Genomic DNA, 12,553 nt, shown 5'->3' on the forward strand with positions numbered 1-12,553 from the left:
CCCGGAGTACGGCGGGCGGAGGGGCGCCCGCCCGCCGTACGAAAGGTTCTAGAACCCTGCAGTGATGCGGGTGAAGTCCCAGTCGCCCTGGGCGATACCGCTGCAGTTGGACACGACGCCGCCGCCCGCGCAGCCGCGGTCACGGTTCACCGACCAGAACGCCAGCCGGCCGAGACCGTTGCTCCTGGCCCAGTTGGTGATGTTCTGCCAGGTCGCCGTCGTGGTCATCTCCTGCTGGTCGGACAGACCGTTCATGCCGGAGATGCCCTGGTGGGCGTAGGCCTGCGCGGTGGTCCAGCCGAAGGTCGCCTTCAGCTTGTTGTTCAGACCCGTGGACGCGCCGACCGTGTCGTTGTAGATGTTGCCGCTGCCGAAGTCGAACGGCATCAACGTGAAGATGTCGATGTTCGCACCGAGCGCCGCGGACCGCTCGATCAGCCGGTTGCCGTAGTAGTTCGGGCCGGTGGTCGAGGTACCGAAGGTCAGGATGGTCTGGATCCCGGCGTTGTTCTGCTTGATGATCTTGAGCGCGCCCAGGATGCGGTCCTGGACGGCCTCGTTCTCGAACTCGTCGGAGTTCTCGATGTCGATGTCGATCGCCTTCAGGCCATAGGCGCTGATCACCTTCTGGTACGCGCCGGCGAGGAGCTCCGGCGTACTGCAGTTCGGGCCGAGCTTGTTGCCGCTCCAACCGCCGATCGACGGTACGACGTCGCCGCCGGCCGCGTGGATCGCTGCGATCGCGTTGGCGTCCGCGCTGCCCTGTAGTGGCCGCGCGCCGTCCCAAGCCGGGTTGCAGCCGCCGGACGACAGGATGAAGGCCATCGTGAACCACTTGATGCCGGTCGCGTTCATGACCGTCGTCGGGTTCGGCGGGTCACCCCAGCCCATGTAGAGGTACGGGGCAGCCTTCTTGGAGCCGTTGCCAGGAGGAGTGCCGCCCGTTTGCGTCGTGACGGAAACGGCGCTGCTCTTGGCGCCTTCGCCTGCTGCGTTGGACGCGCTCACCTGGTAGCTGTAGCTGGTGTTCGCGGTCAGGCCGGAGTCCGTGTACGACGTACCGGTCGGACTGCCGACCTTCGAACCGTTGCGGTAGACGCTGTAGCTGGTGGCACCGCTAGCAGCCGACCAGGACAGGCTTACCGACGAAGAGGTCGACGTACCGGAGAGTCCACCTGGTGCGCCCGGCACCGTGCCTCCGCCGCCTCCTGAGCAGGAACCACCATTCAGACGACAGGCGGCGAGACCTGGGAAGTTGCCCGGGTTGCCGTTGAAGCCGAAGGTGACGCTGGCACCAGGTGCCAACGGTCCCGCCCAGCTGGGCGGAGTGAAGGTGTGGGTCTGGCCACTGGTACTCCGGGTGGCGTCCCACGAACTGCTGATGGTGTAGCCGGACGGGAAGTCCAGTGCCACCGACCAGGTACTGAGAGAACTGGTGGTGCCGTTGGTGACAGTCACCTTGCCTTCGAAGCCGCTGCCCCAGTCAGAGACCTTGGTGAAGGCGGCGCTCGCACCGGCGGCCTGGGCTGCCGGGATGACGATCAGCGATGCCACTACGGCGGCAATCGCTGCTATTGCTACGGACAGGAACTTCTTGCGTTTCATGATGCTCCGATCAGTGGGCGGTACGTGATCAGACCCGTCCCCAGAGTGCGGGGACGTTCGGGGGCTCCCAGCCGGTCAAGGAGGTGTGGCCCTGGATGCAGCGGTAGGTGATGCCGTTGTAAGACACCAGTGCACCGGTCGCGTACGCCGTGTTGGGCGCCCACGGGGTTGCCGTCGGAGGGGTGGTCGGCGGCGTGGTGGGAGGTGTGGTCGGGGGCGTAGTGGGCGGAGTGGTCGGCGGCGTCGTGGGAGGCGTCGTCGGAGGAGTGGTCGGCGGGGTCGTCGGCGGGGTGGTGGGGGGACCGCTGCAGCCGGGGGTGTCCGCGTTGACGGAGTTGACGACGGAGTTGAAGAGCGTGACGCCCGGGTCGAGCGCCTCCATCGAATACATCATCGCGCCGGCCAGCCCGTTGCAGTGCGCGTAGTCCGCCTTCGCCTTGATCGACTGGGCGTTGTCACCGGTCCAGAAGGTGCCGTTGCTGTAGAACCAGGAGGACTTGGTCGCGTCGTCGAAGTACGTCCTGGCGGGGTTGTCGACGAAGCCGGTCAGCTCCTTGTAGAAGGACACGCCAGGCACGTTGCCGCTCAGTGCGTGACCGTCAGCGGGTCCGGTGGCCGTCTGGTACTTGCCGTTCGCGGTTGCCGGGACACCCTTCCATCCCCTGTAGTAGAAGGGGTATCCGATCGTCAGTTTGCTCGCCGGGAACCCGCCGGGGATCCCGTACGCCGAGTCGCCGGCGGTCCACGCCTTCACGGCGCTGTCGACGGAGTACTTGCCCTGGCCCGGCGGGATCGGGTTGCTCGGGTCGTTCGGTGCCGTGTACAGCGGGTCCTGGAAGTTGGTCGGCCCGGTGGCCTCCCAGCCGCCGTGCATGTCGTACGACATCACGTTGTTGTAGTCCAGGTACTGGCCGATCTTGTTCGTCTCGATGGTGGCGATCTTGTCCTGGCCCGCCGGGGTGGCGGCGGTCAGCCACATCTTCCTGCCGACACTGTTGCCGTAGGCATCCAGCTGGGAGCGGAGCTCGGCGAGCAACAGGGTGAAGTTCTGCTTGTCCGCGGCGCTGTAGTGGTTGCCGGTGTGACCGTTCGGCGAGCCGGGGTACTCCCAGTCGATGTCGATACCGTCGAAGATCCCGGCGGCGCTGCCCGGGCCGCCGAAGCCGTCGACCACCGGCAGGTTGCCCTTGATGAACATGTCGATGCAGGAGCTGACCATGGCCTTGCGCTTGGTGTCGCTGGAGGCGGCGTCGGAGAAGTACTTCGAGTAGGTCCAGCCGCCGATCGAGATCAGGATCTTCAGGTTCGGCTGCTTGGCCTTCAGCTTCTTCAGCTGGTTGAAGTTGCCCTGGATCGGCTGGTTCCAGACGTCGCCGACGCCGTCGACGCTGATGTCCGCGCCGTACGATTTGCCGTAGTCGGCGAACGCGTCGCCCGCGCCGTCACCGGCGTTCGGGTTGCTCTCGTCCTGGGAGGCCGCCGAGTTCGCCATGAAGCAGGTGTGGTTGGTCGGGTGGAGGTTCGCGAACGCGTAGTTCAGGAAGTCCAGCTTGCTCGCGGCACCGGTGGTGATCAGGGTCTTCGGGTAGAAGAGGTTCTGGTAGATGCCCCACTGGGTGAAGTACGCCGTCTTCACGCCGCCGCTACTGGCGGCCGCGGCTTGTGGGGAGGCCTGTGGTTCAGGTGGACCGGCGGTGGCGACGTTGACGCCGGCGACGGCGATCAGGGCGGTTGCGGCCACTGTGGCCGCGGCGGCGAAGCTGCGCGTTCTACTCATGGGGGCGGTCCTCCGGTCAGGAGCGGAGCAATACTCGGGTGTCCAGCAGGTGTCCAGACATGGACGGGGGCGGAACATTCTGCAAGAAACTTAGTTAAAGACATTTCTAAAACGAACCGTAGCCTTTAGCCGCCCGCCGGTCGCCAGGTCGAGCTGGCGGATTGCCGCAGCTGACGGAAATCCGACACCAGTTGTCCACAGGTTTCGATCGGCCCCGCCGGGGCCGTCGGTTGACGGCACGTTCTAGGCATGGACAACACTTCCTTGACGCCGGCGGTCCTGTTCGCCACCGCTGACGAGATGCTGCTCGACGACCTGCTGCGCCTGGCCGCGGCCGCCGAGGTGACCCCCCAGGTGGAGAACGACCTGCTCGGCCTGCGCCGCTGCTGGCAATCGCCCACTCTTGTCGTCGTCGGCCAGGACCTGGTCGAGCCACTCGCCCGCACCCAACCCGTACGCCGATCCGGCGTCGTCGTGGCCGGCGTCGACGCCGACGACCCGGAGGCGTATCGACGTGCGCTCGCGATCGGTGCCGAAGGAGTCTTCCCACTGCCCGCCGAGGAGGCCCGCGCTCGGTGACAAACTCGCGGACACTCTGGACGGCGGGGTGCGTTCGGCAGTGACGCTGGCCTTCGTCGGTGGCTGCGGGGGAGGCGGAGCGACCACGCTGGCCGCTGCTGTGGCGGTGACTGCGAGCCGGCGAGGACTGCGGACCATGCTGATCGACGGGGATCCACTCGGTGGGGGCATCGACCTCGCGCTCGGCAGCGAAACCGATCAAGGTTCCCGCTGGCCGGAGCTGATCAACGCTGCCGGGCGGGTCAGCGCCGGTGCGCTGCGAGCTGCTCTGCCGAAGGTGTCCGGCTTGGCTATCTTGTCGTGGGACCGTTCCGACGTGACCGCGTTGCCGCCGGAGGCGATGCGGTCGGTGCTGAGTGCGGCGCAACGGAGCAGCGATCTGGTGGTTCTCGATCTACCGCGCCGGGCTGATCCGGCCGCCGAGGAGGCGTTCGTCCGGGCGACGTCGACGCTGGTGGTCGTTCCGCGGGATGTGCGGTCGTGTGCCGCGGCGGCCCGGCTGGTGGCGCCGTTGCGGGATGTCGCCACCGATCTGCGAGTGGTCGCGCGGGAGCCCGCGCTGAACGGCTTGTCGGCCATCGACGTCGCCGATCATCTCTCGCTGCCGCTGGCGGCCAAGCTCGGCTTTGAGCGAGACCTTCCTTCCCTGATGGACGAAGGGCGGTTCGATCCGCGACCACGAAGTGCACTCGGGCGTGCGGCGTCCGAGCTGCTGGATCTCTTCGCGCTCTACGGATCGATGGCCGCATGAATATCGCGCCCGACCTCCTCGAGCGAGTCCGCGGGACCCTTGCGGCGCAGGGAGCGGAGCCGACTCCCGCGCGAGTTGCCGCCGCGCTGCGGGCCGATGGCGGGATCTTCGGCGATTCCACTGTTCTGGCGGTGGTAGCCGCACTGCGCCGGGAGGCCTTGGGTGCGGGGCCGCTCGACGGCCTCCTGTCCGAGCCGGGGATCACCGACATCTTGGTGAACGGAGCGAACGAGGTCTATGTCGACCGTGGCTCTGGCCTCGAGCGAGTCGCCCTCCGCACCGGCGACGAGTCCGCGGTCCGCCGACTGGCCACCCGGCTCGCGGCTGCGGCTGGGCGCCGGTTGGACGACGCCACGCCGTACGTCGATGTGCGGCTGCCGGACGGGACGCGGTTCCATGCGGTGCTGTCGCCGGTCGCTGCGCCAGGGACCTGCCTGTCGTTACGGGTCCCATCGCGCAAGGTCTTCGACTTGGAGGATCTGGTAGCCGCCGGATCGCTGCCTCCTGGCGGCGCTTCGGTGCTGAGGGATCTGCTGGATGCACGCCTGGCCTTCCTGATCAGTGGCGGCACCGGAACGGGGAAGACAACTCTGCTCAATTGCCTGCTGTCGTTGGTGGACGAGTCCGAGCGGTTGGTGCTGGTCGAGGATGCGAGTGAGTTGCGTCCGGACCATCCGCATGTGATCCGGCTGGAGGCGCGTCCACCCAACGTCGAGGGATCCGGCGAGATCACGCTGCGCGAGCTGGTCCGCCAGGCTCTGCGGATGCGCCCGGACCGGCTGGTGGTCGGGGAGGTTCGTGGTGCCGAGGTGGTGGACCTGTTGAGTGCTCTGAACACCGGGCACGAGGGTGGCTGCGGCACAGTCCACGCAAACTCGGCTTCCGACGTGCCAACCCGCCTTGAGGCACTAGGCGCAATGGCAGGCCTGGGCCGCGACGCCTTACACAGCCAGGTGTCTTCGGCACTGCAGGCCGTGATCCACCTGGTGCGAGGCCCCGATGGCCGCCGGCGCGTCTCCGAGATCCGGGTGATCAGCCGGTCGACCGACGGCCACGCAACAACTCTGCCCGCAGTACGTTTCGTTGCCAATGGCAACCTTGAACTCTGCGACGGCGCCACCCGCTTCACCCAGCTGCTCGCAGGTGCCGCATGAGAGTCCCAGCTTTGGCCAGTGGCCTGGCCCTGGCCGCCATCCTCGCGATCCTGCCGTCCCGCGGACGTGGGCTGCATCGCCTGGCCGGTCCCAACGCTGTCGGCGTCTCGGACCGCAGGCGGCTGCTCTCCATCGGGGGCATTGGCCTCGCCCATACTGCCCGCCGACGGCTCGGCATCCTTGCGGCTGCCGTTGTCGGCGCGGCCGTCCTCGCGGGGTCACTCGGTTTGCAACTGGTGGTCTCCATCGTGGCTCTCGGCGTCATCACCACGGTCATCTTCTGGCAGCGGGCCAAGCATCGTCGGCGCTCCGCCGGTGCTGCTCTGCGAGTTGAGGTCATCGAGGCCTGCGATGTGCTCAGTGCCGATCTGACCGCTGGCCGGCCGCCGGCCGAGGCCCTCGAAGGTGCTACGACGATCTGCGCTGACCTCCGGATCGCCTCAGCTGCTTGCCGCCTCGGTGGTGACGTGCCGGCCGCGCTCGATCTTGCTGCCGAATCTCCTGGCGCCGAAGGGCTTCGCGCCTTGGCCTCCGCTTGGCGAGTGGCCGAGGAGTCGGGTGCTGCCTTCGCGGGGATCGTCGATCGCCTGGCCGACTCGTTGCGAGCCGACGAGGCGATTCGCCGTCAGACAGCGGCCAGCCTCGCGGGGGCTCGTGCGACGGCTCGCCTCCTCGCAGTACTGCCCTTTTTCGGCGCTGCCCTCGGGTATGCACTCGGCGCCGATCCGATCGCGTTCCTCACCGGTTTGCCAGTTGGCTGGATCTCCCTTGCTGCGGGTCTGGGGTTGTCGGTCGCCGGACTGGCCTGGACTGATCGCCTCGCCGAGGCTTCGTGATGCTGATACCTGTCGTGCTCGCAGGAGTCGCGGTCGCTCTGCTCATGCCGGGCAGACCAGGCCCACGACGACTCGGCCGCCGACGTGGCCGGATCGCCAGCCAGTTGGCCTTCCCCGCATCTTCCAGTCGACATCGTCGAGTGGCCGGACTCGCCGCCATCGGCGCGCTACTGCTCTTCGGCTTTCCGCTGGGCTTGCTGATCGCACCCGCGATCGCCTTCGCCATCCCTATCGCGCTGAGTCGGCTGGAGCCAGCTGCTGAGCGGAAGCGCCGTGCCCGCATCGCGGCCGACATCCCCTTGGCCGTCGACCTACTCGCCGCCTGCTTGCGAGCCGGTCGCCCGCCACAAGCAGCTGTCGGAACAGTCGCGAAGGCGATCCGTGGTCCCCTGGCTGACCTGCTGGCTGGGGTCGGTCACCGACTCGCCTTAGGCACAGACCCGATCGAGGCCTGGTCCACTCTGCTTGCGGAGCCGGCCTGCGCCGGCCTCGCCCGCGCAGTGCAGCGCGCTCTACGTTCTGGCGCCCCCTTGGCGAAGTCCCTCGAACACCTCGCCGACGACTCACGCCAAGCCCGCCGCTGGGCCGTCGAGGAACAAGCTCGCGCCGTCGAATCCCGAGCCGTCGTCCCCCTCGGCCTCTGCTTCCTCCCCGCCTTCGTCCTACTGGGCGTCGTACCGACCGTCGTCGGATCGCTGAGCGGAATCCTCCACCTGTTCCGGTGACCTTCTCCCGTTCAGGCGAGCGTCTCCCGTTCAGCTGGGCGTCTCGCGGTATCGGTCGAGATCGGGGGCAACGTTCGTCGCGAAGAATTGAGTCACGCGGTAGTCGCAAATCCCCGCGATCGCGAACGGATCCGTCTGCACAAGCTCTCGGACCGCCGTCGCATCATTGCCGAGCGCAAGAATGATGCCGCCGTCGCGAGGCTCCTTGCGTCCCGAGGCGACGAAGATCCCGGCGTCGTACTGAACCTTGACCCAATCCAGGTGATCGGCAAGGAACTCCTCGACACGCTCGAGCGGTGCGGTATAGGTCAGCTCCAAAACGAACATGCCGGCCACCCTAATTCGTCGCAACACCCAGGAGCGCTCCGGCACCGACGGCCGGCTCCCGGAGGACGGCGCGGTCGGCTCTCTATGCGGTGACGAGCCCGCCAGTGCGGACGACGTCAGGCGATGGTATCGGTAGCGGGTGGTGGTCGGCGGGGTCGGGTGGGCGCCACTTTGTTGATGCGTTCGGGTGGCGGCTCGTAGTTGACAGGGCTATTCCGGTATCGGCGTCCGGTGGGGCTGATCCAGGTACAACTGCCATCGACATTGGAGTGGATCTCCCAGCCGCCTTCATGCTTGAGGCGGTGGTGGTGGCGACACAGGCACCACAGGTTGTCCGCGGTGGTACGTCCACCAGCGGCGAACGGGACCCGGTGGTCAACGTCGGTGAACTCCGCAGGCCGGTTGCACCCGGGGAACTGACAGGTGCGATCCCGCAGCCGGACAAACCTGTCCAATGCGGCTGACGGTGTGTACCTATCGGGATCGCTTGGTGGCGGCCGATCGGTCATCCGAAGCTCAATCCGCGCACCACTACCGCGAGCCGCATCGAGAGCGGCGTTAGAGGCGGGAGCGGGACGGACGGTTGTGCCAGGACGGCGGCTGTTGGGAGTGGTACGAAGGTTCGGTAGCAGCCTTTGCGCGAGGGCGTTGATGAGGTGCTTGCGGAGGGAGCTTTGCGGGATGGGGCCATGGTGGTCGACTTCTCCGCCAGTCGCCACCTCCCCGTTGATCAAAGCGCCCACTTCGGCGCCAGTTGCATGGATCACCACTGTCGCCTCTGCTCCGATTGCGGCCTCATTGATGTCCAGATCCACAGACAGGTCGCGATCGGCCGGGAAACTGGGATCGCCGGCCTCACCGTGGTGGCTGTCGCGCTGTTTGCGCGCATCACGATCGGCCGCGCGGCCGAGGTCGCCGTACCCGTGGTCAAACGCCCGGTCTCCGAACGGTTCGTCGCCCAGATCATCGACCGGCTTGTAGCCGTAGTCATCGGGCGGCTCAGTGGCAACAGGCGGGTCACCATCAAACGGATCGCGACTGGAGTCGCCATACGGTGCGTTGCCGTTCTGCTGGCCTTCACCGATGGGCTCGCCAGGGATGGGGGTGGTGTGGGTGCGCTTGGTACGTGGGAGGAGACGTCCTAGGACGATGTCGGAGCAGAGTTGGTCGGTGGTGCGGGAGTCGCCGTTGCGGCGGTAGCGGGCGGCTGCGCGATGCAGGCTGGCCATGACCGCGGCGGCGTCGATGGCGTCGTGGTCGTGGACGAGGGTGGCGCGGCCGTCGCCGTCGGGGAACATCCGCACGGATCGTTCGTCGTGGGCGCGCCGGTGGCGTTTATCCATTGCGGCCGGGGATCGGCGGGCTACCTCACGCTGGCAGGCCTGCTTGATCCCTGCCAACGGGTAGGTCCGTGCCCAGGCGAGGATGGCGGCCTCGGCAGCACGGATGTCGTCGATGTTGTCCAGAACCGACAGCTCCTGCACGATCGTGAACGCGGCCCGCTCGGTCAGCCAGCCTTCCCGGAGCGCACGCAGGGTGGCGGGGAAGTTGTGGACGAGTTCGCAAGAGGTGTGGATCCGGCTCGTTGCGTGGCCTCTGCGCAGATTCAAGATCAGGGCGAGTTCGTCGGCGACCGAACGCAGGTCACCCGCGACCCAGCGGCGTTCGCCGGGGTTCGCGGAGCGGTCGCCTGGCTCGGGGTGGCGGTGCCCGAGGTCGGCCGATACGCCGTGCAGGGACTCTTCGAACCCGGCGATCGCCTCTGCTTCCAACGCGGCCAGGCGAGCCTTGGACCGCTCGATCGCCTCCAGCCGATCCGCCCACCCGTCGTCGCTCAGCCCAGTGGTGTCCTGGGCCAGGATCGCCTCGAGCAACGCCGCTCCGTGGCCGGGGTCATCGGCGATGTCGTGGCGCAGCAGGCTCTGCCGTCGCGGCCGTGGAGCAGCCTGCGGCGGCACACCCAGCGGCGCCGTACCGGGCGGCACCGCACCCAGCGGCCCCGCTCCCAGCGGCACGGGGCCAGGCAGGGCCGGGCGTGATGGCCCGTCTGCTGGTTGACCGCTAGGGAATCTGCTCATGAATCGACAATATGTTCGAATACACTTCGAATCAACTTGGTCGTCCACAGCTCCAGGTCCCATCGAGTTGACGAAGGTGATCTGACGCGTGCGTAGTACTTGCCTAAGGCATCTTGTGTAGAGCTCGCGGAACATCTGTCGAGAAGGTAGGTGGTTGATCCTGATGTTGAAGTTGTTCATCTTGCGCGGATGGAGATCCCGTGGTGTCGGTGAGGTAGTTGTCCCCAGGTTGAAATCTCCTGCTCTGCAAGGGCTTCGGTGACTGCATCTTGTCAGTGAGTCGATCGGAGCAGCCGGTCGGCAGATCAGGAGGTTTCCCATGTCCAAGGCGCTGGTGGCAGTCCGCCGCTTCCGCAAGTTCAACGAGCGTGGCGCGGCGACCGCCGAGTATGCGGTGACGATGGTCGCCGCCTGCGGCATCGGCGGCATTCTCATCGCGTTGCTGAAGTCGTCCGCGATGCTTTCCTTGCTCAAGGCAATCATCAACTTCGCCCTCAAGGCCGCCGGGCTCGACGTCCAGATCTGACCGGCGGACCCGCCGCGGCGCACCATTCAAGGCCGCGGCGGGTCCGCTCCTCGCCCACCGACGAAGGAGCACGAGATGCTGACGACCCTCTGGACACGACTGCACCCTCGACGAGGACGCGACCGCGGCGCTGTGACCGCCGAAGTCGCCTTCGCCATACCGGTGCTCTTGGCAACTATGGTGTTCGGCCTCTGGATGGCCGGCGTGGTGATAGCGAACATCCGCTGCATCGACGCAGCAAGAGACGTAGCCCGAGCGATAGCCCGCGGCGAACTGCCCCAGTCAGCCCAGCAGCTAGCCACCCACACAGCACCCGAAGGCGCAACGGTCTCCATCACCCACGACGGCCAAGACATCCACGTAACAGTCACCGCCGACGTAACCCCCGAGTGGCCCCTACTCGCCAAACTCCCACCCATCCACGCCCAAGCCCAAGCGACAATCCAATCCGAACCAGCCACCCCCACCACCCCATGACCACCCCCAACAGCCCTTACCCGCGGCCCACCCCCTGCCGTCCGACCGTCCGTGTCGGCGTCCCGTCCTGCCGACCACCAACCATCAGCCGACACTGTTCGGAGCTGGGTGCTGGGACCTTGCTGGCCCTGTGGGTCGCGATGGCGCTCCTGAGTGCGGGAATGGTGGCTGTTCTCTGGGCTGCCGTGTCGGTCGGCACCCATCGCGTGGCGGCTGCTGCCGACCTGGTGGCTCTGAGCGCGGCGCAGGCCCTGCAGAGCGGGGAGGACGATCCGTGCCGAACAGCCCGGCGGATCGCCGCGAATCAACGGGTCGATCTCCATAGCTGTCAGGTCGAAGGCGAGACCGTTGCGATCGAGGTCGGGGTGGTCCTGCATTTCGGCCTCCTGGGATCGCCTACCGTCAGCACCCCCGCCCGCGCGGGCCCCGCCGGTTGAAAGGGGGGAGACTTGGCGAGATGACGGGTGAACGGGATGGCGAGTGGGATCGGCTGATCGTGGTTGATGCGGCCAACGTGGTGGGGTCGCGGCCGGATGGGTGGTGGCGTGATCGGCCGGGCGCGGCGCGAAAACTGCTGGACAAGTTGACCACGCTGAACGAGCGACTGGCCGAACCGGCCGAGGTGGTCGTCATCCTCGAAGGAGCCGCCCGACGAGCGATGGACGATGCCCCGGACCTGGGTGACCTGCGGGTCGTCCTCGCCGGCGGCTCAGGCGACGACACCATCGTCGATGTCGTAAAGGCGGCCGCCGACGACAACCCCGAAAGGACGATCACAGTAGTCACCGCCGACCGCGGCCTCCGCGACAGAATCGAAGCCCATGGCGCAGGCTCGGTCGGCCCCCGTTGGCTCTGGGACCACCTCGACCAGTAGCCGGAAATCCCGAACGGCCAACGGTGTTAAGCCGATAAGCGGCACTTGCGGCACAGGGAGTGGTTGGCGCGCTCAGGTGGAGTTAGTCGGCGAGCCAGCCGTTGTGTTCGGCTATCTGGATGGCGTCGGCTCTGGTGCGGGCGCCGGTCTTGCCGATGGCGGACCAGAGGCGGGTGCGGACCACGCGTTCGGAGACGGCGAGTTTCTGTGCCATCAGGGCGACCGAGCCACCGTCGCGGGCGGCGCGCAGAGTGCTGGTCTCACCTTCGTTCAAAGGGGTCTCGGTGTACTGCAGGGTCTCGGCGGCCAGGTTGGCGTCGACGACGCGGAGGCCGAGGTGCACCCGGCGGACGGCGTCGGCCAGTTGAGGGGTGGGGCTGCCTTTGAGTGCGAACCCCTTCGCGCCGGCATCGAGGCCACGGCGGAGATGGCCGGGGCGGCCGAAGGTGGTCAGCATGAGTACGCGGCACTCGGGCATCGAGGTCCGCAGTTCGGTGGTCACGTAGATGCTGTCGTGCCCAGGGCCGGCGGTGTCGAGCAAGGCGACGTTCGCGCGGTGGCGTTTGGCGGCGCCGACGACGTCGTCGGTCCGGTTGACCTCGGCGACGATCTCCAGATCCCGTTCACGTTCGAGGCCGCTTCTGAGGACGCCTCGGCTGAGGATCTGGTCGTCGACCAGCAGCAGCCGGATGCGGTCGGGCAAACGAGCCTCCGGGGTGACCGTCCGGGCGCTGGGGAAGTGCGTCCGGGAGGAGTTGGGCAAGACTTCGGTTCCAGATCATGAACGCACCGTGCTGGTGACGTCCAGATCAACGACCCATCTCTATCAGATTGCGACCAGATC

The 12,553-nt window shown here is 67.2% G+C and carries 14 protein-coding genes; 9 read left to right on the forward strand and 5 right to left on the reverse strand.

The genetic code is table 11. The features are described 5' to 3' along the window. Window positions 1-48 precede the first annotated feature (48 nt). Window positions 49-1,605, reverse strand: a complete 1,557-nt coding sequence (locus F1D05_RS23500; RefSeq protein ID WP_185442463.1) for a glycoside hydrolase family 18 protein — start codon at window positions 1,603-1,605, stop codon at window positions 49-51. 28 nt (window positions 1,606-1,633) lie between these two features. Next, complete coding sequence (locus tag F1D05_RS23505) at window positions 1,634-3,382, reverse strand: glycosyl hydrolase family 18 protein (protein ID WP_185442465.1); 1,749 nt, start codon at window positions 3,380-3,382, stop codon at window positions 1,634-1,636. Between the two features lie 249 nt (window positions 3,383-3,631). Here F1D05_RS23505 and F1D05_RS40725 point away from each other — a divergent pair, with 249 nt between their 5' ends. Genes F1D05_RS40725 through F1D05_RS23525 form a run of 5 tightly spaced genes read left to right on the forward strand, consistent with a single transcriptional unit; the run spans window position 3,632 to window position 7,427 of the window. Continuing rightward, window positions 3,632-3,961 (forward strand): hypothetical protein, encoded by a 330-nt coding sequence (locus F1D05_RS40725; RefSeq protein WP_246485901.1) that lies wholly within the window; start codon window positions 3,632-3,634, stop codon window positions 3,959-3,961. Window positions 3,962-3,989: 28 nt separating this feature from the next. Further along, window positions 3,990-4,712 carry a septum site-determining protein Ssd gene (gene ssd, locus F1D05_RS23510; protein ID WP_246485902.1) on the forward strand — a complete coding sequence of 241 codons (723 nt, stop codon included), beginning with the start codon at window positions 3,990-3,992 and terminating at the stop codon, window positions 4,710-4,712. Further along, window positions 4,709-5,866 carry a TadA family conjugal transfer-associated ATPase gene (locus F1D05_RS23515; RefSeq protein WP_185442467.1) on the forward strand — a complete coding sequence of 386 codons (1,158 nt, stop codon included), beginning with the start codon at window positions 4,709-4,711 and terminating at the stop codon, window positions 5,864-5,866. Before ssd ends, F1D05_RS23515 begins: the two co-directional genes overlap by 4 nt. After that, window positions 5,863-6,702: a type II secretion system F family protein gene (locus F1D05_RS23520; RefSeq protein ID WP_185442469.1), complete on the forward strand. Its 840-nt coding sequence runs from the start codon at window positions 5,863-5,865 to the stop codon at window positions 6,700-6,702. Before F1D05_RS23515 ends, F1D05_RS23520 begins: the two co-directional genes overlap by 4 nt. Next, window positions 6,702-7,427 carry a type II secretion system F family protein gene (locus tag F1D05_RS23525; protein WP_246485903.1) on the forward strand — a complete coding sequence of 242 codons (726 nt, stop codon included), beginning with the start codon at window positions 6,702-6,704 and terminating at the stop codon, window positions 7,425-7,427. The genes F1D05_RS23520 and F1D05_RS23525 overlap by 1 nt, the downstream gene beginning before the upstream one ends. A gap of 30 nt (window positions 7,428-7,457) precedes the next feature. On the opposite strand, the gene F1D05_RS23530 is transcribed toward F1D05_RS23525, so the two are convergent. Further along, window positions 7,458-7,754, reverse strand: coding sequence for a YciI family protein (locus tag F1D05_RS23530; protein WP_185442471.1), 297 nt, complete (start codon window positions 7,752-7,754; stop codon window positions 7,458-7,460). Window positions 7,755-7,870: 116 nt separating this feature from the next. After that, window positions 7,871-10,012: an HNH endonuclease signature motif containing protein gene (locus F1D05_RS39040; RefSeq protein ID WP_206685807.1), complete on the reverse strand. Its 2,142-nt coding sequence runs from the start codon at window positions 10,010-10,012 to the stop codon at window positions 7,871-7,873. A 139-nt stretch (window positions 10,013-10,151) separates the two neighbouring features. Here F1D05_RS39040 and F1D05_RS23540 point away from each other — a divergent pair, with 139 nt between their 5' ends. The 4 genes from F1D05_RS23540 to F1D05_RS23555 all read left to right on the forward strand — a co-directional run bounded on the left by F1D05_RS23540 (window position 10,152) and on the right by F1D05_RS23555 (window position 11,709). Further along, on the forward strand, window positions 10,152-10,358 hold the full coding sequence (locus F1D05_RS23540) for a DUF4244 domain-containing protein (RefSeq protein WP_185442472.1): 207 nt from the start codon (window positions 10,152-10,154) through the stop codon (window positions 10,356-10,358). A gap of 75 nt (window positions 10,359-10,433) precedes the next feature. Further along, window positions 10,434-10,835, forward strand: coding sequence for a TadE family protein (locus F1D05_RS23545; RefSeq protein ID WP_185442474.1), 402 nt, complete (start codon window positions 10,434-10,436; stop codon window positions 10,833-10,835). After that, window positions 10,832-11,272, forward strand: coding sequence for an Rv3654c family TadE-like protein (locus F1D05_RS23550; protein ID WP_185442476.1), 441 nt, complete (start codon window positions 10,832-10,834; stop codon window positions 11,270-11,272). Before F1D05_RS23545 ends, F1D05_RS23550 begins: the two co-directional genes overlap by 4 nt. Window positions 11,273-11,292: 20 nt before the next feature. Beyond that, the gene (locus F1D05_RS23555) at window positions 11,293-11,709 is read left to right on the forward strand and encodes a hypothetical protein (RefSeq protein WP_185442478.1); all 417 of its coding nucleotides are present in this window, start codon (window positions 11,293-11,295) and stop codon (window positions 11,707-11,709) included. Window positions 11,710-11,791: 82 nt separating this feature from the next. Here F1D05_RS23555 and F1D05_RS23560 read toward each other — a convergent pair whose 3' ends face one another. Then, window positions 11,792-12,412 carry a response regulator transcription factor gene (locus F1D05_RS23560; RefSeq protein ID WP_185442480.1) on the reverse strand — a complete coding sequence of 207 codons (621 nt, stop codon included), beginning with the start codon at window positions 12,410-12,412 and terminating at the stop codon, window positions 11,792-11,794. Window positions 12,413-12,553: the final 141 nt, after the last annotated feature.

It is taken from the genome of Kribbella qitaiheensis (assembly GCF_014217565.1).
In the GTDB taxonomy this organism is placed as follows: domain Bacteria; phylum Actinomycetota; class Actinomycetes; order Propionibacteriales; family Kribbellaceae; genus Kribbella; species Kribbella qitaiheensis_A.